The following is a 24,891-nucleotide window of genomic DNA, read 5'->3' as shown; positions in this document are numbered from 1 at the left end:
CGAAATGAAAAAACAGCTATCAGGTATCGCCATCGTCATGTTGATATGCAGTATGGGTGCGCAAGCCGCAGAGCGGCTGCCAAGCATTCCACCGGATCAGTACAACAGCGAACAAAAACAGGCTGCGGCCGAATTTGAAGCACATCGCAAGGTCGCTGTATTCGGCCCATTCGAGCCATTGATGCATAGTCCCCAAATGATGAGCCAGGCTCGGGCCATGGGCGACTACCTGCGCTATAAATCTGCTATCGGCAACACCTTGAGCGAACTCGCGATTCTGATCACTGCCCGCGAATGGAGCCAGGATTATGAGTGGTATGTGCATCAGCCGATTGCGGTTAAAGCTGGGATCAAAAAGGAAATGACCGATGCAATCGCGGATGGACGACGGCCAACAGGCATGTCCGATGATGAAGAGATGGTTTACGACTTTTGCATTGAATTACAAAAAAATAAGCGTGTTTCCGATATCACGTTTAAACGTGTGGAGCAGCGTTTCGGAAAAAAAGGCACCGTTGATTTAGCCGGCATTGTGGCTTACTACACCTTACTGGCAATGGAGATGAATGTGGCGGAATATACCGTGCCAAATGATGCAAAAAAACTCAAACGTTTCCCGGATTAAGATATTTTCCCTAGAAGCAATTATCTGCTTAATGCCTTAATGCAAAAGCACTCAATGAAATAAAGACTAACAATCAAACATTTGAATTCAATTTTTAAAATCGCCGCGAATTCCCGCAGACACGCTGCACTAAGAAATAGTTACACATGATTTAGATTGAGCCAAGAGACACGTATCTGCGAAGAGTTCCAAACCGGACTGGCCTCCTCTGCTGTCAACCAAAGGAAAAACGATGACCACCAAAATTACCGTCGAAACACATATCAATGCACCGATCGCGAGAGTCTGGGCCGCTTACACAACGCCGGACGATATCAAACAGTGGAACGCCGCCTCTGAAGACTGGCACACCACCCGGTCGACGGTTGATCTGCGGGTCGGCGGTCTATTTTCATCCCGGATGGAAGCAAAAGACGGCAGCTTCGGTTTTGATTTTGAAGGAACCTACACCAAGGTAGTACCAAATCAATTGCTGGAATTTTCATTCGGCGAGCGTACGGCGTCAGCCGAGTTCATTGAGGGCGGCGGCGGTGTGACCGTGCGCATTACGTTTGACGCCGAAGCCGAACATTCCGTTGAACAGCAACAGCAAGGGTGGCAATCGATCCTGAATAATTTTGCAAAGTTCACCCAGGCAGCGCAGTAAGCCGCATTTATCAAAAGACATACCCCTGCTGCACCATGATGGACTGTGTCGCCTGTGCAAAACAATGATAAGCGCCGTTGACAGATCATTGCCAAATTGCAGCCGGATATGCCCCTGACTGCTTCAGGTTTGCTTTCCCGTTCTATAACGTTCAGAATTCGGTGCGGGAAATTCTCCGGCATCCTGATCGTGCAGACACATTGACTTATGCATATATTACTCGTCGAAGATGACAAAATTCTGGCAGAAGGCTTGTCGCAGATGCTGCGTGGAAACGGTATGCTAGTGGATGTGGTGCATACCGGCGGCGATGCCGGCTTTGTGCTTCAGCACCAGCAGCTCTCGGCGATGGTGCTGGATATCGGTTTGCCGGATACCGATGGTCTGGAAGTATTGAGAAAACTGCGTGCCGGAGGCAGCACTCTGCCTGTCCTGTTACTGACCGCACGGGATGCGATTTCTGACCGTGTGCGTGGATTCGATCTCGGTGCCGACGATTATCTGGTGAAACCTTTTTCCACCCTGGAATTAGTCGCCCGCCTCAAGGCGCTGGTCAGAAGAACGGCTCCGCGCACCAGTGAGACCCGGCTTGGCCTGCTGGTACTGGATTCCCAGACGAAGCGCCTGATGATCAACGGACATCCGGTCGATCTGTCCGTCAGGGAATGGAATATTCTTGAGTATCTGCTGCAGCAGGAATCCCGCGTGGTTTCCAAGCAGCAGATCATCGACGCGATCCTGCCGTATGGGGAAGACCTGACGTTGAATGCGATCGAGGTTTATGTTTCCCGTCTGCGCCTGAAACTGGCCGATGCGCAAGTCGCCATCAAAACCATACGCGGTTTCGGCTATATGCTGGAAGAACAAAAAAACTGATTCATCACCAACCATATGCCTGCACACCAACCGAGCATCCGCCGCAGTTTATTGAAATGGCTGATCGCGCCATTACTGGTCGTGAATTTTATTGGCGCAGCATTGGTGTACTGGCTTGCCTGGACGCCGGCGCAGACCGCATTTGACCAGAGTCTTGCCGATACGTGCTGGGCGCTCAGTACCCGCCTGCACAAGGTAGCAAACCACATCGGCGTAGATCTGCCTTCTTCCGTGGAACAGGTTTTACGGGTAGATCATGTCAATGTCGTCTATTTCGTGATCCGCAGTCAGGCTGGCGATATCCTGGCGGGAGATAAGGATTTTCCGGCAGTGTCCATGCCAGTCACTTACAACGACAGCATTTTTGCCGACGGCCGCATGCGCGGTGAAGCGATCCGCATCGTCAGTATCAAATTTCTTATCGGCGATGAGCCGGTAGTGATTCATGCAGCAGAAACTCTCAGCAAACGCAATGCGATTCAGTCACGCATTTTCATTACCTTAATCACGCTGGAAATCATCCTCACAGTATTACTGATCAGTGTAGTCTGGATCGCGGTGACACGCGGCCTCACGCCGTTACAGAATTTGCAGCAGGAGCTGAACCGGCGCAACTTTGACGAATTATCCCCGCTCCCGGAAATGGCACAAACGTCAGAACTGCATCCGGTCACCCAGGCGATCAATCGCCTGCTGCATAAAATCGAAATCGGCAGCACTAACCAGCAGGATTTTCTGGCAAATATTGCACATCAGCTGCGCACGCCCCTGGCTGGCCTGAAAGCCCAGATCGAATGGATACAGGAACGTTACAAGGGCGATCAGGAAACCTCGCGTTCGGCATCGTTAATGATGATTTCCACCGAGAGAATGATACGGCAGACTAATCAACTGCTGGCACTGGCGCGTGCTGAACCCGGTAAATTTGAACGAAAAAGACTGGAACCCTTATCACTGAATCAAATCATTGCAGAGAGCATCCATGTCTTTTTTAACGCTGCTGACAGGAAGCATATCGACCTCGGTTTTGATCTGCAGCCGGTGACGATTCTGGGTGATGCGTTTCTCCTGCGCGACCTGATTGAAAACATTATCGACAATGCCATCAGCTATACCCCCGAAAACGGTATCGTGACAGTCCGTTGTCATTCCAATGCAGACGGTGCCGGTGTCTTTTCGGTGGAAGATAACGGTCCCGGCATTCCGGCAGCTGAACGAAAACATATCTTCGAGCGACGTTACCGGATTAACGAACGGCCCGCCATCACCAGTCAGGTGTCAGGTAATGGGCTGGGTTTGTCCATCGTTTCCGATATTGCCAAAGATCATGATGCCCGCATCGAGCTACAGGATGCCCATGATGGCGGCACGGTCTTTCTGGTCGAATTTCCGCCGGTTCCTCACGAATCTATCTGAGTTCCGACAGGTATTCCGCTCATTTTTCAATGTTGTCAGCAATTTGTCAGCTTACTGTCACACTGATGACAGCTTGGTTTTGCATACTGCGCAAGTTAATCATTCCGCTATTTGCAAGAACACCATGATGTTTGCACTGACTATTGGAAATATCCGCCACTGCCTGATAGGCATGGCATCTGGCAGCGCGCTGGCAATGCTGGCGCTTGGCGCTGACGTGGCGTCAGCACAAATCAACACCGATCTGCCGAAACTGTTACCGGCAAACGCCGCTGAAAATGCGCCGTCAACAGCGCTATCGCTCACCCTGCAACAGGCCTTGCAGATTGCTGTGACAGACAACCGCGATATCCGGCTCAGCCGTCTTGCGCTTGATACTGCCGGAGCGATGAGAACCGCAGCCGCAGCCGCACCGAACCCAACCCTGACCATACAAACCGTCAATATCAATCCTAAACTGGGTATCGGCAGCGGAAAATTACGTGACAAAACAGTCGACAGCACATGGCGCATTGATCAGCTGATAGAGCGCGGCGGCAAGCGGGAATACCGTTCAGAAAATGCCCGTTATCTCGAGCTGGCAGCACGACACGATGCCACTGACACAGAGCGTCAGACACGCATCACAGTCAGCGCCGCATATTTTGATCTGCTGGCAGCACAGCAAAAACTGCGCCTGTTGCAGGAAACCAGAAAACTGTTTGGCCAGACACAGGCCGCAGCAGATCAGCGTAAAAAAGCCGGCGACATTGCTGGCGCCGATGCGGCCCGTATCCGGGTTGACGCATTACGTTCAGAGAACGACATGCGGCAGGCACAAGCCGATTTACTACATGCGCAAAGCCATCTGATCAATCTGCTGTCGCTGCGTATTTCCCCCGCAGCACTCACCGCAACCGACAACTGGCCGGCAACAACATTACCGGCGACACTGGAACTGGAAAACACGCTGCAGCAAGCCATAGGATCGCGCCCGGACGTGCAATCCGCGCAGGCAAAACTGGATGCAGCGCTGGCAGCGAAAAAACTGGCGCTGGCAGCCAGAACGCGCGATGTTTCCGTTGGTGTGCAGTTTGAACACTACCCGACCAGCGCCACCAACACACAAGGATCAGGCAATAGTTACGGCGTCTCGGTCCAGATCCCTTTATTCGCCCGGTATGAATATCAGGGTGAAATCCGGGCAGCCGAAATCGCCGTCGACAGCGCCAGGGAAATGCTGGAAAAAACGCGGGAAGCAGCAGCACAGGAGCTGCGCGGCTTGTGGGAATCCGCCAGCAGTGCGCAGGACATACTGCAAAGGCTGACCAGCCAGGTACAACCCGCTGCCCGTCAGTCTGCCGATGCCGCAGAATTTGCGTTTAAAAACGGTGCGCTTGGCGTGATGGATGTGCTGGATGCCCGGCGCGTTTTCCGCGCCACAGAAATCGATACCATCAATGCCCAATCCGACTTCGCCAAGGCGCAAACCGCCTGGCAAATCAGTACACAGGAATCCAAACCATGAAACTCACCCGTTCTCTTTCGCTGATCACTGGCCTGCTCTGCTGCGCGGGTATTGCCGTCTACTCTGTACGAACTGTTACCGCAAACGAAGCAAATACCGAAACTGCTGCCGTGAAAAAACAGTCTCCCGGCAGCATCAGTTATCCGGTCAATGCGCCACAACTTGCTTCTATCAAGGTAGCACCGGTCAAGGAAGTCAATCTGCCGATTGCCGATGCGATGAACGGCAAACTGGCATTTAATGAAAACATTACAGCACGCGTCAGTTCACCAGTGCTCGGCCGGATTATGTCTGTTCCCGTTGAGATCGGTGACGTGGTGACGAAAAATATGACGCTGGCACAATTAGATTCCCCGGATCTGGCCACAGCAGATGCTGACTGGGCAAAAGCCAAAGCCGATGAATATAAAAAGAAGCTGGCCTTTGACCGCGCCAGAGGTTTATTCGAACACGAAGTCATTGCCCGTAAAGATTATGAATCTGCCGAAGCCGATTACGTGCAGGCACAGGCAGAAACCCGGCGCAGCAATCTGCGCATGCGCAATCTGAACGCCAGCGGTAATGAAAACGGGCAGTTTGCACTGAAAGCGCCGATTGCCGGCATTCTGGTAGATAAACAGGTCAATCCGGGTATGGAAGCGCGCCCCGACGCACCGGGACCGCTGTTCACCATTTCCAATCTGAGCCGCTTGTGGCTCCTGATTGATGTCCCGGAACGTCTGATCGGCCAGATTCAGCCGGGCCAGAAAATCGGCATGGAACTGGACGCCTATCCAGACCAGATTTTCCCTGCCACGGTTGACCGTGTCGGTCTGGTGCTGGATCCGAACACACGACGGATTCAGGTACGCGCCAGCGTTCCGAATGAAGACAAAAAATTGCGTCCGGAAATGTTTGCGCGGGTTTCATTCTTATCCGAAGACAATAAAAAAGCACTGCGTGTTCCGAATGCCAGTCTGATTGTGGAAGGACTGCATAACTACGTCTTCATTGAGAAACGTGAGGGGGAATATCAAAAGCAACGGGTGAATCTGGTGCGTAAAAGCAAAGACGTCAGCTTCGTTGATCAGGGACTGGCCGCCGGTCAGAAAATTGTGACTGAAGGCGCACTGCTGTTGAATTCCGAGGTGGCTTCCCATGCTCAATAAGTTTGTTGATTTTGTTCTGACCCAGCGCGTGTTCGTGCTGGTGCTGACATTTGCGCTGATTGTTTTCGGTTACCGCTCACTGACGAATCTGCCCATCGAAGCATTTCCCGATGTGCAGGACGTGCAGGTGCAGGTTGTCACACAGTTTCCCGGACAGGCGGCAGAAGAGGTAGAACGTACCGTCACCTTGCCGATTGAGCGTGAGATGAGCGGCGTTCCGAATCAGACCCAGGTGCGTTCGGTCTCCATCACCGGTCTGTCGGTAATCACACTGACCTTTAAAGATGGCACGGATGATTATTTTGCACGGCAACAGGTGCTGGAAAAACTTCAGGGCGTCAATTTACCACCTGGAATTCAGCCCAGCATCGCGCCACTGACCACTGCGGTTGGAGAAATTTACCGTTACATCATCGAAGCGCCAGCCACGATGTCTGAAAACGATGTGCGTGCACTGCAGGACTGGGTCGTGCGTCCGGAGTTGCGCATCGTTCCCGGCGTGGCAGACGTGGTCAGCTTTGGCGGCACCGTCAAGGAATACCAGGTACAGGTGAATCCAAATCTGTTAAAGCGTTTCGGCATTACGCTGGATCAGGTCAATCAGGCGCTCGCCAGTAATAGCAATAACGTCGGTGGCGGCACCGTGAAACGCGGCGATGAAGGTCTGGTTGTGCGCGGCGTCGGATTGTTTAAGGATAAAGACGATATCGGCCGGGTGATCATCAGCGCGAAAAACGGTAAAACCGTGCTGGTATCCGATGTTGCCGACGTCGTCATCGGCAACCGTCCGCGCTCAGGTATTGTCTCTTACAACCAGGGTGATAGTTATGTGCTGGGCATCGTACAGATGACCAAAGGCGGCAATGCGGCCAAGATCATTAAGGAACTGAAGAAAAAAATTGAATCGGTGAATGCCAAGCTGCCGGCCGGCGTCAAGTTAAAACAGATTTATGACCGCACCGATCTGCTGCATCACACCGTGATGACCGTTGCAGAAAACCTGATTGTCGGCGCACTGCTGGTTGCAACGATACTGATTGCTTTCCTGCGTAACTGGCGGGCTGCGCTGATTGTGGTGACCGTCATTCCGCTGTCGTTGCTATGCGCATTTATCATGCTGGACCTGAAAGGTATTCCTGCCAATCTGATTTCGCTGGGCGCGGTTGATTTCGGCATCATTATCGACAGTGCCGTGGTGCTGGTCGAGGCGCTGATGGTGAAGCTGACGCTGAAACAGCATGACGGCCACGAAAGCCTGTTCCTGTGGCGCAAACATGTATTAAAAGATACCGTCGTTGAGATGGGGCATCCTATCCTGTTTGCGAAAGCCATCATCATTCTGGCGTTCATTCCGATCTTTACTTTTCAGCGCGTCGAAGGAAAAATTTTCTCGCCGGTAGCATTGACGCTGAGCTTTGCCATGCTGGGAGCGCTGATCCTGACGATGACACTCATTCCGACATTGCTGACGCTGACCATGAAGCATCACAGTCTGGCAGAAAAACACAGCGAATGGATGGTGCGTCTGCAAAACAGTTATCGCGCCCTGCTGGAAAAAACGGAACAGAAAAAGCGTCAGGTGATGATTGCATCCTCCATCCTGCTTGCCATCACGCTCGCGCTGGCTCCCCGCCTCGGCAGCGAATTTCTGCCGAAGCTGGATGAGGGCAACATCTGGCTTGCCATCAGCCTGCCGCCATCGACCGCGATCGAAAAAACCAAGGAAATCGAAAAACAGGTACGCGCGATCCTGCTGAGCTACCCCGAAGTGAAAACCGTCGTTTCCGACGTGGGTCGCCCAGATGATGGGACCGATCCGAAAGGCCCGAACAGCATGGAAATTCTGGCCGATCTGAAACCGCGTTCAGAGTGGAAATTTGCGGACAAGGAAAGCCTGATTGAAAACATGACGGCAAAGATTAATTCCATCCCCGGGGTACCGACCAATTTCTCTCAGGTCATTCAGGATAACGTGGAAGAATCACTGTCCGGTGTGAAAGGCGAAATTGCAATCAAGGTGTTCGGCCCCGATCTCGATATTCTGACGCAGAAAAGCGAGCAAATTGCCAGCATCCTGAAAGGCATACAGGGTGCGGCCGACGTTGATACGGTCAAGATCGGCGGTCAGAGTCAGCTCAATATCGTGATCGACCGGGAAAAAATTGCACGTCTGGGCATTAATGTCTCAGATGTGAATAATGTGATTCAATCTGCGCTGGCAGATGCGCCGGTTTCCACTTTCTATGAAGGGGACAAGCGTTTTGACATCACCCTGCGCCTGAAAGCCGATTACCGTGAGTCCATCGACAGCATCAGTGCCTTGCAGGTGAATCTTCCGAATGGTGCCGGCACCGTTGATCTGGCCGACGTCGCAAAAATCGAACTGAAACAGGGCGCCAGCCGGATCAGCCGTGAGGCAGGTGGCCGCAATGCCTCGGTCAAAGCCAATCTGATCGGCCGCGATCAGGGCAGTTTCGTTGCCGAAGCCCAGAAAAAAGTCGCCGAGCAGGTCAGCCTGCCTGCCGGTTATTACATCGTCTGGGGCGGTCAGTTTGAGAATCAGCAGCGGGCCGTGAAACGACTGGAAATCATTATTCCGATTACGATTTTCCTGATTTTCGCATTACTGTTCTGGGCATTCCGCTCGGTACGGCTATCGTTGCTGATCCTGCTCATGGTGCCATTCACCATGATTGGCGGCATCGCCGGACTGGCGCTGACAGGTCTGCACTTCTCCGTTTCTGCCGCAGTCGGTTTCATCGCGGTTGCGGGTATCTCTGTGCAAAACGGCGTGATCATGCTGGAACAGATTCTGGATCTGGAAAAGAAACAGCTTTCGGTATCGAGTGCCATCGAAGGTGCAGTCACCCGTCTGCGTCCGATTCTGATGACGGCGCTGATGGCCGGGCTGGGCCTGCTGCCTGCCGCACTGTCGCATGGTATCGGCTCGGAAACCCAGCGTCCGTTTGCCGTCGTCATTGTCGGCGGCATTGTTTCAGCAACGATTTTCACGTTATTACTGCTGCCTCTGAGCTACACCATCTTTAAAGATAAAAACAAAGAGGAGTAAATGAGAAGGTCAGTTGTTCAGTTATTCAGGTGCCTGTATTTCGGGCTGACAGCATGGTATTTGCCGTCAGCTTACGCCGAAGAGAATCTGACTCCCTGCAAAATCGGCGGCCAGTGGCACGACTGTGTGAAAGTTCCTCTGGCCAACGATGAGGAAGACAATGAACAGAAAAAATTCATTCCTCCTCACTCCGGATTTGCCAAGGTCTATTTGGTTCGCCCGGAAGCCAATGAATTAAAAAGTAAAAGCCAGATTTACATTGATGAGCACCTGGTCGCAATACTGGGACCAGAAACCTACATGGCCGTTGAACTGACACCGGGAGAACATCACCTGACGGCAAAAACAGACCATGGCAATGACATGATCTGGTCCTTGAAGGAAGGCCGTACCTATTTCCTGAGCCTGGATCTGGAACGTTCATTCTGGAACAACAACGAACAAATCCGTTTCAAACATGCTCCCGAAGCCAAGGATAAAATTGCCCAGGCCAGGCTGGTCAGGCTGCAGGCGGGAAAACTAAACGCCACCGAAAAACAATAGCAAAATATATTGCCACGTTATGCCGGTAATCCTGACCGGCATGAGTCTGCCAGCTGCACCAGGTCAGGCACAGGCAGCAGGCGTTCATTGTGAGGGTGCCGGCCACAAAAAATATCCGTACGGTCTTCGATACTGAACCAGATATCAGCGACATGCTGAAAGTACTCATTGTCAATCAACAGATGAAAACAAGTGAAGAATTTGCAATTCATCATAAAAATATTTTCCATCTGATCAATCATGCGCTGCGAACCTTAATTGTTCAACACGGAAATCTGCCGCGCTGAAAGTGCTTATGCTGATTTACAAGGAATTGATTGCCCAGCGGGCGGCACAAGTTGCATAATCTGTAAAAATAAATTCAGAGACAACTCCTCACTTAGATATTCATCATGCGAATTTTGTTAGCAGAAGATGACAGCGTTCTGGCGGACGGGCTGACCCGTTCATTGCGCCAGTCCGGTTATGCCACCGATTGTGTCGGTAATGGACAAGAAGCAGACTCGGCGCTATCGACACAGGATTTTGATTTACTGATCCTCGATCTGGGGCTGCCTAAAATGAGCGGCCTCGAAGTGTTACGGCGCTTGCGGGCACGCAATTCCCATTTGCCGGTGCTGATTCTGACTGCGGCGGACTCGGTGGAACAGCGTGTGAAGGGGCTTGATCTGGGTGCGGATGATTACATGGCAAAACCTTTTGCCCTGTCGGAGCTAGAAGCGCGTGTCCGCGCGCTGACCCGGCGCGGGGCTGGCGGCGGCCCCACCGTCATCCGGCACGGCCCGCTGAGTTACGATCAGGTTGGCCGCATCGCCTATATCCACGATCAGATGCTGGATCTGTCGGCGCGTGAACTGGGTTTGCTGGAAGTGTTATTGCAAAGGACGGGCCGTCTCGTTTCCAAAGAACAGCTGGTGGATCATCTGTGCGAATGGGGTGAGGAAGTCAGCAATAATGCCATTGAGGTCTATGTACACCGTTTGCGCAAGAAAATTGAAATCGATGGCGTTCGTATCGCCACGGTCCGTGGTCTGGGCTATTGCCTGGAAAAATTCTTTGTCGCGCCCACGGCCAAGGCTGCGCCTGCAGATTCCGGAACACCATGACAGAAGACCGTCGCCAGCCTCAGGAAGCGAGTGCCGGAGCGCCGGAAAATTCATTGCTGAGCCAGCCCGAAGAAAAAGTACAGCGTTCACTGTTCGGAGAAATTCTGGACTGGATGCTGGCTCCCCTGCTGCTGCTATGGCCGATGAGTATTGCGATCACCTATCTGGTCGCCAAGTCGATCGCCAATCAACCCTTTGACCGGGCGCTGGAAGACAAGGTGCTGGTGCTGGCGCAACAGGTGAAAGAATTTGATGGCCAGGCGATTACCCAGCTATCCAAACCGGCGCGGGATATCCTGCGGGCAGATGATCTGGATCATGTGCATTTTCAGGTGAAAAATGCGCGCGGGGAAGTCATTGACGGAGATGCCGATCTGCCACTGCCGCCGGACGAGGATAAAACACTGTCAGGCAATATTCAGTTCCGTAATCTGACCCTGCGTGGCATCGATTTCCGCGTTGCTTACAGCTATGTCGATGTTATCCGGCCCACGCTCAGTCAGCCTGCCGGGGATAACCGGCTGATTCTGATACAGGTCGCGGAAACGCTGGAAAAACGCGCGGTGCTGGCCAATGAGATTATTAAAGGCGTGGTGCTGCCGCAATTCATTATTCTGCCAATTGCGCTAGCGCTGGTCTGGTTCGCGCTGAGCCGCGGACTGTCGCCGCTGGCGGAATTGCAACAACGTATCCGGGCCCGCAGACCGGATGACCTGAGCCCGATTGATTCGCGCCAGGTGCCGGAAGAAATCACACCGCTGGTCAATTCGCTCAATGAGATGCTGGCCCGTCTGGCGCAAACGATAGAAATACAAAAGCGCTTTATTGCCGACGCTGCGCATCAGATGAAAACCCCGCTGGCCGGTATGCGCATGCAGTCTGAACTGGCTCTGCGCCAGCAGGATCAGGAAGAAATCCGGCGCTCGCTGCTGCAATTGTCCACCAGCTCTGAAGCAGCCACCCGGCTGGTCAATCAGCTGCTGGCACTGGCAAAAGCCGAAAACCAAACCACGGCAACCAAACCTTTTGAACCAGTCAATCTGAATGAACTGGCGATGCAGGTAGTGCGCGACTGGATTCCGGCCTCGTTTACAAAAAAAATCGATCTGGGATTTGAGCAGCCCGAGTATGCCGTCATAATTTTTGCCGATCCGGTCATGCTGCGGGAAATGCTGAGCAATCTGGTGGATAACGCCCTGCGTTATACGCCGTCGGGACACAGTGTCACCGTGCGAGTCAGCGTGAGCGCTCCTCAGGAGCTGGCATTGATTGAAGTCGAGGATAACGGTCCCGGCATTCCCGAAGCCGAACGAGAGCATGTGTTTGACCGTTTTTACAGGATATTGGGCAGCAATGTCCAGGGCAGCGGACTGGGGCTGGCCATCGTGCGGGAAATCGTTCAGAAACATGGCGCACAGATTGATATTCTGGATAACCCACATCCTCAGGATCCGCAGTTTCCCGGCTGCGTATTCCGGATTGCATTCCGCTTAAATCCCTACGATGAATTTGTCAACGAGACCGCATGATATGAATTCGCCACCGAATCCGCCATCAGCGCCAGCAACCGCGCCATCCCGCTACTGGAGACGTACCCGGCATCTGACGATTTTCCTGTTGCTTTGCTGGGCTATGCTGGGATTTGGCAGCCTGTTTTTTGCCCGTGAATTATCGACCCTGACGATCTTCGGCTGGCCGGTGTCTTTTTATCTGGCAGCACAAGGGCTGACCCTGAGTTATGTCCTGATCCTGGCGGTCTATTCGGTCTGCATGCGCTGGATACAGCGCTCAACATCATAAGGCTCAGCATGACTCCGCAACAGCGCTTTACGCAAAGACTGACCAGTTATTATCTTTGGTACACCCTGTTGTTTTTTATCTTCCTGATTGTGCTGACGATTCTGGAAAAAGAAGGTGTGCCGCGGGCATGGATCGGTTACCTGTTCATGTTCGCCACAATTGTGATTTACGCCGGAATCGGGCTGGTCAGCCGGACGTCCGACATCACGGAATACTATGTTGCAGGCAGGCGGGTACCAGCGGTATTCAACGGCATGGCAACGGCTGCCGACTGGATGTCAGCGGCAAGTTTTCTCAGCCTTGCCGGCGGGCTGTATTTGCAGGGCTTTGACGGGCTGGCCTACATCATCGGCTGGACTGGCGGCTTTTGTCTGGTGGCGATGCTGATCGCGCCGTATATCCGTAAATTTGGCCAGTACACAATCGCTGATTTTTTAGGCACCCGTTTTTCTGATGCAGAGGATAAAAATCAGGTGCGTATTCTGGCCGTGCTGGCGACGGTCTTTATTTCTTTCATTTATGTCGTGGCGCAGATTTACGGTGTCGGCCTGATCACTTCACGTTTCACCGGGGTTGATTTTTCGGTAGGTATTTTCCTCGGTCTGGCAAGCATTCTGGTCTGCTCTTTTCTCGGAGGCATGCGGGCAGTCACCTGGACCCAGGTTTCGCAGTACATCATCATCATCATTGCATTCATGATTCCGGTTGCCTGGCTGTCCGCCAAGCACAGTGACAATCCTGTTCCGCAGATATCGTATGGCGCATTTTTACCGGAGCTGGTAAAAAAGGAAAAGCAGTTCACCAACGATCCGAAAGAGCAACAGGTACGCGCCATCTACCAGACCCGGGCAGGTGAGTTTGACAAAAAAATCCAGCAGTTACCCGCATCGTGGGAGAGCGGACGCAATGAATTGCAAAAGAAACTGGATGAACTGAAAGCCGGAAATGGCTCGCTGATCGACATCAAAACAGCAAGCCGCGATCTGGCGAATTATCCGGTCTCGCCGGAAGAAGCGCGATTGCGCTGGGCAGAAACCAGGAATATGTATCTGCAAAAGTCCCAGCCAAATTTTGCGCAATACACCCCGTATGCCGCGAAGGATAAAACGGAAGCGGACAACAAACGGAATAATTTCATGGCGCTGGTGTTGTGTCTCATGATGGGCACCGCAGCCCTGCCTCACTTGCTGACCCGTTATTACACCACGCCGTCTGTGACAGAAAGCCGGGATTCTGTCTTCTGGTCGCTGTTCTTCATCATGCTGCTGTACATCACCATACCGGCATTGGCGATTATCGTGAAATACGATATTTACACGTCACTGGTCGGCAGCGAATTCTCCAAACTCCCTTCCTGGGTCACCTACTGGGCGAACGTCGATAAAATTAATCCCTTAGTCAGCATTATCGATATCAATCAAGACGGCATCGTACAGTTGTCTGAAATCACGATTGATGGCGATATCATCGTGCTGGCGACACCGGAAATTGCCGGTCTGCCATATGTTGTGGCAGGGTTGGTGGCGGCTGGCGGCCTGGCGGCGGCACTGTCGACGGCGGACGGATTACTGCTCACGATCTCGAACTCGCTGTCTCACGATATTTATTACAAAATCGTCGACCCGACCGCGTCCACGCAGAAACGGGTCACTATTTCCAAACTGTTTCTGCTGGTGGTGGCGCTGATTGCGGCTTATGTGGCATCGCTGAAACCGGCAGATATCCTGTCACTGGTCGGCGCGGCATTTTCGGTGGCGGCATCAACGCTGTTCCCCGCACTGGTATTGGGCATTTTCTGGAAACGTGCGAACCGCCAGGGTGCAATTGCGGGCATGATTGCCGGCTTTGTGGTCTGCGTGTTCTATATGGTGCACACACATCCCCTGTTCGGCGGCAGCAGTCTGAATCAGTGGTGGAATATTGCGCCCATCTCGGCCGGGGTATTCGGCGTTCCGGCGGGCTTTTTGTCCATCTGCATCGTCAGCCTGCTGACGCCCAGACCGGATCAGCAGGTGCAGGAGCTGATTGATTATATCCGCGCCCCCTGAAGCTGCCGGCTGAGGCGAATGATCTGGCACGTTTCTTGATAAAGTTACGTTGACCAGAACAAGCGGAAGAGCAGGATATGGCGACTTTTTTTAATGAAATGACCGCAGATGAATCCGCTGGCAACGGTGCCGTCCCCCGCCCGCATTATCGGGAGTTCTGCCACTGGCTGAGCCAGCAGCCTGAAGAACGCCTGCGCAGAAAACGGGCTGAGGCGGATCTGACATTCCGCCGCGTCGGCATTACGTTTGCGGTGTACGGTGACGATGCCGGCACCGAGCGGCTGATTCCGTTTGATATGATTCCGCGGATTATTCCTGCCGGCGAATGGACGCATTTGCAGCGTGGTCTGGTGCAGCGCGTCAGGGCGCTCAATATGTTCATCCATGATATTTATCATGAACAGCACATTATCCGTGCCGGCATCATCCCGCCGGAGCAAATTTTTAAAAATGCCCAGTACCGCCCCGAAATGCAGGGGATTTCCGTCACCTCCGACATTTATGCACATATTGCCGGCGTCGACATTGTGCGTGCCGGTCAGGGAAAGTTTTATGTGCTGGAGGACAATCTGCGTGTGCCTTCCGGTGTTTCCTATATGCTGGAAGACCGGAAAATGATGATGCGGCTGTTTCCTGAGCTGTTTGCCAGCAACCGGATCGCGCCGGTGGATCACTATCCGGACATGCTGCTGGATAATTTACGCTCCGTCGCTCCCATGGGAATCGACAACCCGACAGTCGTGGTGCTGACGCCGGGTATGTATAACTCAGCCTACTTCGAACATGCATTTCTGGCGCAGCAGATGGGCGTCGAGCTGGTTGAGGGGCAGGACTTATTCATCGATGACAATACCGTGTTCATGCGTACCACGCGCGGACCGAAAAGAGTCGATGTCATCTATCGCCGCATCGATGACGATTTCCTTGATCCGCTCGCGTTCAGACCGGATTCGTCGCTGGGAGTGCCCGGTTTATTGTCAGTCTACCGCGCAGGAAGGGTGACGCTGGCAAATGCCATCGGCACCGGTGTGGCCGATGACAAATCGATTTACCCTTATGTGCCGGACATGATCCGGTTTTATCTGTCGGAACAACCGGTATTGAACAACGTCCCGACTTACCAGTGCCGCAAACCGGAAGACCTGGCTTACACGCTGGCCCATTTGCCTGAGCTGGTGGTCAAGGAAGTGCATGGTGCGGGCGGCTACGGCATGCTGGTCGGTCCGGCGTCCACGCAGCAGCAGATTGAGGCCTTCCGGCAGCGTCTGATCGCTAAACCGGACGCTTACATCGCACAACCGACACTGGCGCTGTCAACCTGCCCAACCTTCGTGGCAAATGGGATTGCCCCGCGTCATATCGACCTGCGGCCGTTTGTATTGTCAGGCCAGTCGGTATCGATGGTGCCGGGCGGACTGACCCGGGTAGCCTTGCAGGAAGGTTCACTGGTGGTCAATTCATCGCAGGGCGGCGGTACCAAAGACACCTGGATTCTCGAAAACTGAACGGAGCAGCGCCATGTTAAGCCGTACTGCAGATCATTTATTCTGGATGGCACGTTATACCGAACGGGCTGAAAATACCGCGAGAATGCTGGATGTCCACGTGCAGACCTCGATGCTGCCGCAATCTGCCGAGGCGGCGGAAAAAGGCTGGCGCGCCATGTTGGGAATTTCAGAATTGCAATCGGCATACGATCACCACTACGGCCTGCTGACCAAAGCCGATGTGCTCGATTTCATGGTGCGCGACCCGATGAACCCTTCGTCGATTGCATCCTGCCTGAAGGAAGCCCGGGAAAATGCACGCGCTGTCCGCGGCACCCTGACCACCGAAGTCTGGGAAACACAAAATGCCACCTGGCTGGACATGCAGGACAAGCTCGGCAGCGGTGTTCTGGAACAGGATCCCAGCCATTTTTTTGAATGGGTTAAATTCCGCTCTCATCTGTCGCGCGGCGTGACGCTCGGTACGATGCTGAAGGATGAAGCGGTCAGTTTCATCCGGCTCGGCACATTCCTGGAACGGGCGGACAATACGGCACGCATTCTCGATGTGAAATTTCACGGCGCTCAGAGTCATGAGTTGCGGCAACAGATTCCGAGAGATTTTTATTACTGGGCAGCCCTGCTGCGCTCTGTATCGGGTTTTGAAATTTACCGCAAAGTCTATCGTGATGTGATCACGCCGGAGCGGATCGCCGAATTGCTGATGTTGCGCGGCGATATGCCTCGCTCCCTGTTGGCCTGCATGGACGAAGTGGTGCAAAATCTGGCGGATATCCGCAATGATATTTCTGCCGACACCGAACGTTTTGCAGGAAAACTGCATGCCGATCTCCGCTTTGCCCGGATTGAAGATATCCTGAGTGCCGGCCTGCACGATACGCTGACAGAATTTCTGGAAGCAATTTTTGAACTGGGTAACCGTATCAGCCGCGATTTTCTGGTACCGTTTGCAGCCTGAATCCGGCACACCGGAAAAGGACAGCCTTCTGGAATGAATCGGAATCCGAATGAGCAAGCAACTCCATATCCGGCATCAGACAACCTATCAGTACTCTGCTGCTTCCTCCTACACCATACAACAGCTAAGACTGACGCCGCGCCTTGAAACGCATCAGCAAACGCTGGAATGGCGTATCCAGACCAATGGCCAGCTGCGCAAATTCAGCGATGCCTACGGCAATCTGTCGCACACGCTGACGATCACTCAGCCGCATCAGGGGGTCAGCATTCTCGCCAGCGGCACCGTTGTAATCCATCCGCTTCTGAATGGCCGCATACTTGATCAGGAAAGAATGTCACCGCTGCTGTTTACAGTATCGACGACGCTGACTGCCGCAGGTGCAGCTATCCGTGAATTTGCGCAGCAATCTGTTCCCCGCCTTCAGGAAATCAGCACAGCAGAAGCCATACAACTGGCGATTCACATTCAGCAGACTGTGTTGTACCGCGCCGGCACCACGCAGGTCACCAGCACCGCAGACGAGGTTTTCGTGCAGGGATGCGGCGTCTGCCAGGACCACGCGCATCTGTTCCTTGCCTGCTGCCACAGTCGCGGCATTCCGGCCCGCTATGTCTCAGGCTACATTGATCCGGGGTCGGGAGAACATGCGGAAACCCATGCCTGGGTGGATGTCTGGGTGCAGGACGGCGATTACCACGGCTGGATCAGTATAGATGTGACCCATGCCAGACTGATGGATACCGGATATTGCCGGCTGGCGATCGGGCGGGATTATGATTCAGCCGCGCCTGTGCGCGGGGTCCGGCGCGGCGGCGGCCAGGAGACGATGTCTGCGCAAGTACTGGTCACAACCGGCTGATCCCGCCACAGCGCAGAAAACCTGCATCGTGGAGTAAAATCCTGCCATTCCCTTTCGTTTTCATGAACTGCATTTATGACTTATTGTGTTGGCATGCGCCTCAACGCCGGACTCGTTTTTCTGTCAGACTCACGCACCAATGCCGGTGTGGATCAGGTCGGCACGTTCCGGAAAATGTCGGTCTTTGAAAATCCTGGCGAACGGATGATGGTGCTGATGACGGCGGGCAATCTGTCTATTTCACAATCGATCCGGGAACAGCTGTCAGACTACACCGATGCCAATGGCAATACGATCTGGAATGTACCGGACATGTATGAAGCGGCGCGCATCCTCGGTGAAACCGTGCGAACCATCCATCAGCGCGATGCGCGCTCGCTGTCCGAATTTGGTATCGATTTCAACGTCAGCATGATCTTCGGCGGGCAGATCGGTACCGAACGCTGCCGTCTGTTTCAGATTTATGCCGCCGGAAATTTTATTGAAGCGCATGATGAAAATACCTATTTCCAGATTGGCGAAGCCAAATATGGAAAACCGATTATTGACCGCGTCGTCAACCCGCAGACCAGTCTGGACGATGCGGCAAAATGCGCGCTGATTTCGATGGACTCCACTCTGCGCTCGAATATTTCTGTCGGTCTACCGCTGGACTTGCTGGTCTATGAAAACAATCGCCTTGCTGTCACCCGCTTTGTGACGATTGATGAAAAGAATGCGTATTTTCAGATGATCCGCGACACCTGGGGACAGCAGCTGAAAGCCGTCTTTGAAGAGATTGCGGCGCCTGCCTGGAACAGACAGGCACAGGACCCGGGCACGCAGACATTATTTTCAGCAGTCAATGCAAACAGCAGGCCTGTCATGGTATCGCATCCGAATGCCGCGCCGGATTCTGCATCAGATATCCGCCGGCAATCATTTGCCGAGCAATCGCACACACCGCGCCAGCACTGAGCGCTGAGTAAAATTCAGCGCTGATGCCAGTCGCAGTCGGCAGCATGATCCTGCACCATACCGATTGCCTGCATGTAGGCATAGATAATGGTGGAGCCGACAAATTTAAAGCCGCGTTTTTTCAGGTCTTTGGATATCTGATCGGACAGCGCGGTTGTAACAATCCGCTCACCATGATTGCGCACGGGCTGTCCTGCCACATGCCGCCACAAATAAGCATCCAGTCCACCCTCATCCTTGCATAGCTGAATATAGGCACGGGCATTCTGAATGGCGGCGGCAACTTTGAGGCGATTACGCACGATGCCCGGATTAGCAAGCAATTCCGCCACTTTTACATCATCGTAGGCAGCGATTTTGTCAGCATCCCAGCCATCAAAGGCTTGCCGGTAATGTTCCCGCTTATTCAGGATCGTTTCCCAGCTCAGACCAGCCTGCGCGCCTTCCAGGTTCAGCATTTCAAACAAACGCCGTTCGTCATGGCAGGGAACGCCCCACTCATGGTCATGGTAATCAAGATATACAGGATTGGCGGGATTCGCCCAGGCGCAACGTCTGACTGTCATGGTTATCTCGCTATTTGGGATCATTCAAAAATTGTTCATTTCAGGCTGTCCACACAAAACCATCGCCTGCATTGTGTGAAAAACCCTCTGTATTTCCGGAATACAGAGGGTTTGCTGAAGAAGGAATACGGTACTTATTGTACGTGACACTTCGCCCTGGCCAATAAGCGCTGCTCCCCTGAATTCAGATGCACCAGCCAGCACTGGCCATCGCGCGCCAGCAAACGGAAACGATGTGGCATTTCCAGATCCCGGCCCTGCAGCAGGTCTCCCTGAGGAGTCGCCTGCTGTCGGCGCTCAATGACCAGCTCGCTGCTCTGTACCAGATCATTTGCAGACAGCAGCACATGACTGAATCCGCTCATTGTCTGTATGTGCTGCTGCAACTCCTGCCGCGCGTCTGCATCAGGTGCCGTCAGGACTGCCGCCTGTCCGGATGCTGGTTGCGGCATCTGGCAGGCAGATACCAGCAACAGCAGGCTGAATATCGATCCGGTTTTCATGAGCGTGGCATCGGTGTGACGATGCGCATTTCCTGCGTTGCCGGACGCACCAGTTCATAACCTGCTTCATTGCCCAGGATGCTGGCGCCGGCTGTATTGGCCGGGCAAATACCTGTCTGGCGATAACTCAGCGCAGTCTTGAGCATGGTTTCTGATGTATCACCACGCAAATGCGTGTAGTCATCCGCCGCTTTGCAGGTCGGTGTGAAGCCATCTGCATAATCTCCGAAACCTTTGTCATTCACACCCTTGAACTGGATGCTGAAATAGGTGTAACCGCAATTATCCTGAGGTACAAAGCCATACGGTTTGCCACGTGTCACGTCACCGATCAGATCCACTGTCACGTCAACCCCGCGCAGGCTGTTGATGATGGATTCGCTGGCGGATGCCGTGCCATGCGTCACCAGCAGACTCACATGCTTCAGGCCCAGCGATGGCAGGTTCTGATTGGTGGTGCCGGATGAGTAAAAAGGATACGTCGTGTTTTTGGATGTCAGCTTGTCGTTATATGTCAGCTTTTCAAAAATCCGGCCATTCGTTGTCACAGGACCGGCAACCATGTATGCCAGTTCGCTGGCGATATACAGCAAACCACCGCCGTTATACCGCAGATCAATCACCAGATCAGTGACATTGGCGGCCTTGAGCTGGTTGATTGCCGCAATCAGCTCTGCTTCCGATTTGGCGATATGGGTGTCGAAGGTAAAGTAACCGACCGTTCCGCTGGCTGTTGGAATCGTTTTGACATTCTGCACCGTCACTGTGTTGATCAGCGCAGGAGTCAGGCTGATGCCTGCCTGTCCGTTAAAACCGAGGCGATGTGCTGCCAGAACGGTGGGAAATAATCCTTCATTCAAGGTTGCCACGCCTGCCTGAGTGCCGTCATTCACAAAATCGACGCCGTCAACGGAAGTGATTTTGTCGCCGCGCTTGATTCCTGCCTGAGCCGCCGGAGAACCGGGTGCCACTTCAGCCACGATCCAGTTACGCGGCGGCGAGCTGGCCTGCGCCGCCCATTGGATTCCATAGTCCTGCGAAATGCCGGAAGATGCGGCGTTCCATGACTCTGTCGTCTGTGACCAGTGGAACTGATCCACCGGCAAACCGGACGCTGTTTTCGCGGTAGTTTTCAGGTCCTTGAAATAAGCCTGCGGGGTCGCATAGTTCGCAGCGATCAGTGTCGGCACATCCTTATACCAGAGGTAGGTTTCGTCAACAAAAGAACGCAGATAGGCTTTTTCATTTTCCACCGTGCCCTGACGGTCAGCGGTATTACTTCTTGGCTGGGCGCACAAATTTGCCAGTGTGGCAGATGGCGGCAAGACGTTGCCCGTCTGCGAGGTATCGCCGGGAGTGCTGACCGAAACGCTGCTGCCGCCACCGCCGCCGCAAGCGGTAAGGATACTGATACTGAGTAAGCTGAGAGAAAGGATTTTTTTCATTATAATAAAATTACTACAATATTAATTTCACAAGACCCATGCCGGATCTCCCCAAGAAGAATAATGATTGTAGATTAAAAATAATGACTTATTGCTATTCACAAAGTATTTTTTATAAATATTTTTTAGCAATTAAAATTTATCGCAATATTGTCAGTATCCACTGTGTTCTCTTCACCACATATTGTAGTAACCGATGAAAAAAACCGGGTGACAATGACCGTATCAGTCATTGTCACCCGGCTTTTCAGCATCGGCAAACGGTTTCAGAAACCTGTGTTATGCCATACGGTGTGGCGTGCTCAGATCACCTGGGTAGGATGTTCATTCCCTTCGCGATTACGGATATAGCCGATACGATAAACCGACTCACCTGCGGCTGCCAGCTGGTCCATTGCTGCATCAGCCTGTTCCTGTGCCACGATCACCACCATGCCGATACCGCAGTTGAACACACGGTGCATTTCAGCATCTGCCACGCCGCCATGCTGCTGCAACCAGCTGAATAAAGGCGGCATTTGCCATGCGTCTTTATGCAATACCGCGGTCAGCGTGTCACCCAGCACCCGTGGTACGTTTTCCACCAGACCACCGCCGGTAATGTGTGCCATGCCCTTGACTTCCATGCTTTCCATCAGCGCCAGCAAAGGTTTGACGTAAATACGGGTCGGTGCCATCAGCGCTTCGCCCAGAGTGCGTCCGTCAAAATCGGCATGCAGGTCAGGGTTGGTGACTTCGATAATTTTACGCACCAGAGAAAAGCCATTGGAATGAATCCCGGAAGAAGCGAGCCCCAGAATCACATCGCCCGGCTGGATCTTGCTGCCGTCGATAATTTTTGATTTTTCGACGGCACCGACTGCAAAACCAGCCAGATCATATTCGCCATCAGGATACATCGAAGGCATCTCCGCTGTTTCACCACCGATCAGTGCGCAGCCAGCCTGCTCGCAACCGTAAGCAATCCCTTTGATCACATCCGTCGCTGCCGCTACGTCCAGTTTGCCGCAGGCGAAATAGTCGAGGAAAAACAGAGGTTCTGCGCCCTGCACCAGAATATCGTTCACACTCATGGCCACCAGGTCGATGCCAACGGTATCGTGCTTGTTCAGATGAAATGCCAGCTTCAGCTTGGTGCCGACACCATCAGTGCCGGATACCAGTACCGGTTCCTTGAATTTTTTACTGACTTCAAACATGGCACCGAAACCGCCGATACCAGCCATCACGCCTTCGCGCATGGTGCGTTTGGCAAACGGTTTGATCGCGTCGACTAAAGCGTCGCCAGCAACCATATCGACACCAGCGTCGGCATAAGAAAGAGAAACAGGGGTAGAAGTGCTCATGATATTCGTCAGTAGGGGGCTTGAGGCGGTAAAATAGAGAAATTGCCAGAAAACACCGGCAAAACCGGTATTTTAACAAAATGACCGCGGATTAACCTGTTTTTGGACAATTCCGGTCAAAATCAGCATGGATGCACATTAACGGGCTTTCCGCCCCCGACTGACGCTGATATTGAATAACGAGAAAAAATGCCTTTTTCTTTGACGACTGAACAAAAACAATCAATGCTCTGGATCGCCGTCGCATTAGCGCTGCTCATGCTGCTGTCGCTGCTCGGCCCGGTCCTGATGCCATTCGTCGTGGCGGCTATTCTGGCTTACGTGCTCAATCCCTGGGTCGATAAGCTGTGCGCCTGGCGTTTCAGGAAACTACATCTGCCGCGCGCCATCGCAGCGACATGTTTGATTGTGATCGTTTTTGCCGCAGCGCTGGCGATGGTGCTGGTCATCGTCCCTATTCTGCAAAAAGAAGGTCCGCAGCTGCAGGATCAGATTCCGCGACTGTTTGACAAATTCGACGAAATTATCTCTCCGCTCATGGCCAATTACGGTCTGAACGTGCGTCTTGACAGCGCTGGCATCAAATCCCTGCTGACCGAGCATGTCGCCGGCAGCGGTGACGTGATTGGCAAGGCTGTGCTGTCTTCGATCCGGGTGGGCGGCACTGCGCTGTTGGGCATGTTTGCCAATCTGCTGCTGATTCCTATCGTCTTGTTTTATCTGCTGCTGGACTGGCACACCCTGATTCACCGGCTGGCGCATTTCATCCCGCGGCGCTGGCTGCATGCCACCATCAGCGCAGCGGATGAAGTCGATGACATTCTGGCCCAGTATCTGCGCGGCCAGATTCTGGTCATGATCGTGCTGGCGGCCTATTATTCAATTGCGCTCAGCATTGCCCGGTTTGATCTGGCATTGCCGGTCGGGATCATTACCGGCTTTCTGGTGTTTATTCCTTACCTGGGCTACGGCCTCGGACTGGTACTGGCGCTGATCGGTGCGATACTGCAATTCAATGGCTTCAGCGGCCTGATTTCAGTCGCCATCATTTATGGTTTTGGTCAAGTGCTGGAATCATTTTTCCTGACGCCGCGGCTGGTCGGCGAACGTATCGGCCTGCATCCGCTGACCGTGATCTTTGCCCTGATGGCATTCGGCCAGTTGTTTGGTTTTATCGGCATTCTGGTTGCGCTCCCGACATCGGCGATCATTTCCGTGGCCGTCAAACATTTACGCCGTTCTTACCTGAACAGTCATTTTTACCGTCAGCCATGAGGCAGCTTTTATTAGATCTTGATGCGCAAATCCTGCCATCGCTGGCAACGTTCGTGGTCGGACAAAATGCGGAACTGGCGCAGTTGCTGGGGCTGTTTTCGCAACGGATTCCAAGCCAGTACGGCGAACGCTCCGTCTATATCTGGGGGGAAGCTGGCGCCGGGAAGACGCACCTGCTGCACGCTTTGGCAGACCACCCTGCGGCACGTTATATTCCGGCCAGCGCTCCGGAAAATGCATTTGATCACGACGAAGATGTCAGTCTGTATCTGCTGGATGACTGCGAACAGCTGCCGCCGCTGAATCAGATCGCGGCATTTAATCTGTTCAATGAAACAAGGGCGCACGGCGGCTTTCTGGTGGCAGCCGGCAATCATCCGCCCATGATCCTGAATGTGCGGGACGATCTGCGGACCCGCTTTGGCTGGGGGCTGATCTACCAGTTGCACGGACTGACCGACGAAGACAAAATCGATGCGCTGGAACGCGCCGCCCATGCGCGTGGCATACAGATTTCTGCCGGCGTGTTACCCTATCTGATTACCCATTACCGACGTGACATGAGTTCTTTATCGCACATGCTGGAGCAGCTGGATCATTATTCGCTGGTGACCAAGCGTCCGATCACACTGCCGCTGTTGCGGGAACTGATGCTGCAGCAGCAATCCTGAACCTGGAAACCGATT

22 protein-coding genes are annotated in these 24,891 nt (G+C 53.3%); 18 read left to right on the top strand and 4 right to left on the bottom strand.

Annotation, left to right across the window (positions count from 1 at the left end):
- Positions 1 to 4: 4 nt before the first annotated feature.
- The 16 genes from H8K27_RS04200 (at position 5) to H8K27_RS04125 (ending at position 19,070) form a co-directional block, all read left to right on the top strand.
- Positions 5 to 625, top strand: a complete 621-nt coding sequence (locus tag H8K27_RS04200) for a carboxymuconolactone decarboxylase family protein (RefSeq protein WP_186862025.1) — start codon at positions 5 to 7, stop codon at positions 623 to 625.
- Positions 626 to 857: 232 nt separating this feature from the next.
- Positions 858 to 1,271 carry an SRPBCC family protein gene (locus tag H8K27_RS04195; protein ID WP_186861916.1) on the top strand — a complete coding sequence of 138 codons (414 nt, stop codon included), beginning with the start codon at positions 858 to 860 and terminating at the stop codon, positions 1,269 to 1,271.
- A gap of 207 nt (positions 1,272 to 1,478) precedes the next feature.
- The gene (locus H8K27_RS04190) at positions 1,479 to 2,147 is read left to right on the top strand and encodes a response regulator transcription factor (RefSeq protein ID WP_186861915.1); all 669 of its coding nucleotides are present in this window, start codon (positions 1,479 to 1,481) and stop codon (positions 2,145 to 2,147) included.
- Between the two features lie 15 nt (positions 2,148 to 2,162).
- The gene (locus tag H8K27_RS04185; protein ID WP_186861914.1) at positions 2,163 to 3,563 is read left to right on the top strand and encodes a sensor histidine kinase; all 1,401 of its coding nucleotides are present in this window, start codon (positions 2,163 to 2,165) and stop codon (positions 3,561 to 3,563) included.
- Positions 3,564 to 3,687: 124 nt separating this feature from the next.
- Positions 3,688 to 5,070, top strand: a complete 1,383-nt coding sequence (locus H8K27_RS04180) for a TolC family protein (RefSeq protein ID WP_186861913.1) — start codon at positions 3,688 to 3,690, stop codon at positions 5,068 to 5,070.
- Positions 5,067 to 6,218: an efflux RND transporter periplasmic adaptor subunit gene (locus H8K27_RS04175; protein WP_186861912.1), complete on the top strand. Its 1,152-nt coding sequence runs from the start codon at positions 5,067 to 5,069 to the stop codon at positions 6,216 to 6,218. Before H8K27_RS04180 ends, H8K27_RS04175 begins: the two co-directional genes overlap by 4 nt.
- Positions 6,208 to 9,288, top strand: a complete 3,081-nt coding sequence (locus H8K27_RS04170) for an efflux RND transporter permease subunit (protein ID WP_186861911.1) — start codon at positions 6,208 to 6,210, stop codon at positions 9,286 to 9,288. Before H8K27_RS04175 ends, H8K27_RS04170 begins: the two co-directional genes overlap by 11 nt.
- Complete coding sequence (locus H8K27_RS04165; RefSeq protein ID WP_186861910.1) at positions 9,289 to 9,831, top strand: DUF2846 domain-containing protein; 543 nt, start codon at positions 9,289 to 9,291, stop codon at positions 9,829 to 9,831.
- Positions 9,832 to 10,223: 392 nt separating this feature from the next.
- A complete protein-coding gene (locus tag H8K27_RS04160; RefSeq protein WP_186861909.1) occupies positions 10,224 to 10,937 on the top strand; it encodes a response regulator transcription factor in 714 nt (237 codons plus the stop codon).
- Entirely contained in the window at positions 10,934 to 12,466 is a 1,533-nt protein-coding gene (locus tag H8K27_RS04155) for a sensor histidine kinase (RefSeq protein WP_186861908.1), read from the top strand. Before H8K27_RS04160 ends, H8K27_RS04155 begins: the two co-directional genes overlap by 4 nt.
- Position 12,467: 1 nt before the next feature.
- On the top strand, positions 12,468 to 12,737 hold the full coding sequence (locus H8K27_RS04150) for a DUF4212 domain-containing protein (protein ID WP_186861907.1): 270 nt from the start codon (positions 12,468 to 12,470) through the stop codon (positions 12,735 to 12,737).
- An 8-nt stretch (positions 12,738 to 12,745) separates the two neighbouring features.
- Complete coding sequence (locus H8K27_RS04145; RefSeq protein ID WP_186861906.1) at positions 12,746 to 14,785, top strand: sodium:solute symporter family protein; 2,040 nt, start codon at positions 12,746 to 12,748, stop codon at positions 14,783 to 14,785.
- Between the two features lie 77 nt (positions 14,786 to 14,862).
- Positions 14,863 to 16,290, top strand: a complete 1,428-nt coding sequence (locus tag H8K27_RS04140) for a circularly permuted type 2 ATP-grasp protein (RefSeq protein WP_186861905.1) — start codon at positions 14,863 to 14,865, stop codon at positions 16,288 to 16,290.
- A gap of 13 nt (positions 16,291 to 16,303) precedes the next feature.
- Positions 16,304 to 17,251 carry an alpha-E domain-containing protein gene (locus H8K27_RS04135; protein ID WP_186861904.1) on the top strand — a complete coding sequence of 316 codons (948 nt, stop codon included), beginning with the start codon at positions 16,304 to 16,306 and terminating at the stop codon, positions 17,249 to 17,251.
- A 49-nt stretch (positions 17,252 to 17,300) separates the two neighbouring features.
- Entirely contained in the window at positions 17,301 to 18,113 is an 813-nt protein-coding gene (locus H8K27_RS04130) for a transglutaminase family protein (protein WP_186861903.1), read from the top strand.
- 75 nt (positions 18,114 to 18,188) lie between these two features.
- A complete protein-coding gene (locus H8K27_RS04125; protein ID WP_230418859.1) occupies positions 18,189 to 19,070 on the top strand; it encodes a proteasome-type protease in 882 nt (293 codons plus the stop codon).
- Positions 19,071 to 19,084: 14 nt separating this feature from the next.
- Here H8K27_RS04125 and H8K27_RS04120 read toward each other — a convergent pair whose 3' ends face one another.
- From H8K27_RS04120 to purM, 4 genes are all read right to left on the bottom strand, one after another.
- Positions 19,085 to 19,636 carry a DNA-3-methyladenine glycosylase I gene (locus H8K27_RS04120; RefSeq protein WP_186861902.1) on the bottom strand — a complete coding sequence of 184 codons (552 nt, stop codon included), beginning with the start codon at positions 19,634 to 19,636 and terminating at the stop codon, positions 19,085 to 19,087.
- Positions 19,637 to 19,770: 134 nt separating this feature from the next.
- Complete coding sequence (locus tag H8K27_RS04115; RefSeq protein WP_186861901.1) at positions 19,771 to 20,139, bottom strand: hypothetical protein; 369 nt, start codon at positions 20,137 to 20,139, stop codon at positions 19,771 to 19,773.
- Positions 20,136 to 21,584, bottom strand: coding sequence for a S41 family peptidase (locus H8K27_RS04110; protein ID WP_186861900.1), 1,449 nt, complete (start codon positions 21,582 to 21,584; stop codon positions 20,136 to 20,138). Before H8K27_RS04110 ends, H8K27_RS04115 begins: the two co-directional genes overlap by 4 nt.
- 302 nt (positions 21,585 to 21,886) lie before the next feature.
- Complete coding sequence (gene purM / locus H8K27_RS04105) at positions 21,887 to 22,930, bottom strand: phosphoribosylformylglycinamidine cyclo-ligase (RefSeq protein WP_186861899.1); 1,044 nt, start codon at positions 22,928 to 22,930, stop codon at positions 21,887 to 21,889.
- Positions 22,931 to 23,119: 189 nt separating this feature from the next.
- Here purM and H8K27_RS04100 point away from each other — a divergent pair, with 189 nt between their 5' ends.
- Both H8K27_RS04100 and hda read left to right on the top strand, forming a co-directional pair.
- Positions 23,120 to 24,205 (top strand): AI-2E family transporter, encoded by a 1,086-nt coding sequence (locus tag H8K27_RS04100; RefSeq protein WP_186861898.1) that lies wholly within the window; start codon positions 23,120 to 23,122, stop codon positions 24,203 to 24,205.
- A complete protein-coding gene (gene hda, locus H8K27_RS04095; RefSeq protein WP_186861897.1) occupies positions 24,202 to 24,876 on the top strand; it encodes a DnaA regulatory inactivator Hda in 675 nt (224 codons plus the stop codon). Before H8K27_RS04100 ends, hda begins: the two co-directional genes overlap by 4 nt.
- The last annotated feature ends 15 nt before the right edge of the window (positions 24,877 to 24,891 follow it).

This window comes from Cognatundibacterium griseum, from assembly GCF_014284195.1.
In the GTDB taxonomy this organism is placed as follows: Bacteria; Pseudomonadota; Gammaproteobacteria; order Burkholderiales; family Burkholderiaceae_D; genus Undibacterium; species Undibacterium griseum.
This window is presented reverse-complemented; position numbering and strand designations above follow the sequence as displayed.

Bases quoted from the DNA above. Each gene is read 5' to 3' on its own strand.
- H8K27_RS04200 (WP_186862025.1), top strand. From the start codon at position 5: ATGAAAAAACAGCTATCAGGTATCGCCATCGTCATGTTGATATGCAGT.
- H8K27_RS04195 (WP_186861916.1), top strand. From the start codon at position 858: ATGACCACCAAAATTACCGTCGAAACACATATCAATGCACCGATCGCG.
- H8K27_RS04190 (WP_186861915.1), top strand. From the start codon at position 1,479: ATGCATATATTACTCGTCGAAGATGACAAAATTCTGGCAGAAGGCTTG.
- H8K27_RS04185 (WP_186861914.1), top strand. From the start codon at position 2,163: ATGCCTGCACACCAACCGAGCATCCGCCGCAGTTTATTGAAATGGCTG.
- H8K27_RS04180 (WP_186861913.1), top strand. From the start codon at position 3,688: ATGATGTTTGCACTGACTATTGGAAATATCCGCCACTGCCTGATAGGC.
- H8K27_RS04175 (WP_186861912.1), top strand. From the start codon at position 5,067: ATGAAACTCACCCGTTCTCTTTCGCTGATCACTGGCCTGCTCTGCTGC.
- H8K27_RS04170 (WP_186861911.1), top strand. From the start codon at position 6,208: ATGCTCAATAAGTTTGTTGATTTTGTTCTGACCCAGCGCGTGTTCGTG.
- H8K27_RS04165 (WP_186861910.1), top strand. From the start codon at position 9,289: ATGAGAAGGTCAGTTGTTCAGTTATTCAGGTGCCTGTATTTCGGGCTG.
- H8K27_RS04160 (WP_186861909.1), top strand. From the start codon at position 10,224: ATGCGAATTTTGTTAGCAGAAGATGACAGCGTTCTGGCGGACGGGCTG.
- H8K27_RS04155 (WP_186861908.1), top strand. From the start codon at position 10,934: ATGACAGAAGACCGTCGCCAGCCTCAGGAAGCGAGTGCCGGAGCGCCG.
- H8K27_RS04150 (WP_186861907.1), top strand. From the start codon at position 12,468: ATGAATTCGCCACCGAATCCGCCATCAGCGCCAGCAACCGCGCCATCC.
- H8K27_RS04145 (WP_186861906.1), top strand. From the start codon at position 12,746: ATGACTCCGCAACAGCGCTTTACGCAAAGACTGACCAGTTATTATCTT.
- H8K27_RS04140 (WP_186861905.1), top strand. From the start codon at position 14,863: ATGGCGACTTTTTTTAATGAAATGACCGCAGATGAATCCGCTGGCAAC.
- H8K27_RS04135 (WP_186861904.1), top strand. From the start codon at position 16,304: ATGTTAAGCCGTACTGCAGATCATTTATTCTGGATGGCACGTTATACC.
- H8K27_RS04130 (WP_186861903.1), top strand. From the start codon at position 17,301: ATGAGCAAGCAACTCCATATCCGGCATCAGACAACCTATCAGTACTCT.
- H8K27_RS04125 (WP_230418859.1), top strand. From the start codon at position 18,189: ATGACTTATTGTGTTGGCATGCGCCTCAACGCCGGACTCGTTTTTCTG.
- H8K27_RS04120 (WP_186861902.1), bottom strand. From the start codon at position 19,636: ATGACAGTCAGACGTTGCGCCTGGGCGAATCCCGCCAATCCTGTATAT.
- H8K27_RS04115 (WP_186861901.1), bottom strand. From the start codon at position 20,139: ATGAAAACCGGATCGATATTCAGCCTGCTGTTGCTGGTATCTGCCTGC.
- H8K27_RS04110 (WP_186861900.1), bottom strand. From the start codon at position 21,584: ATGAAAAAAATCCTTTCTCTCAGCTTACTCAGTATCAGTATCCTTACC.
- purM (WP_186861899.1), bottom strand. From the start codon at position 22,930: ATGAGCACTTCTACCCCTGTTTCTCTTTCTTATGCCGACGCTGGTGTC.
- H8K27_RS04100 (WP_186861898.1), top strand. From the start codon at position 23,120: ATGCCTTTTTCTTTGACGACTGAACAAAAACAATCAATGCTCTGGATC.
- hda (WP_186861897.1), top strand. From the start codon at position 24,202: ATGAGGCAGCTTTTATTAGATCTTGATGCGCAAATCCTGCCATCGCTG.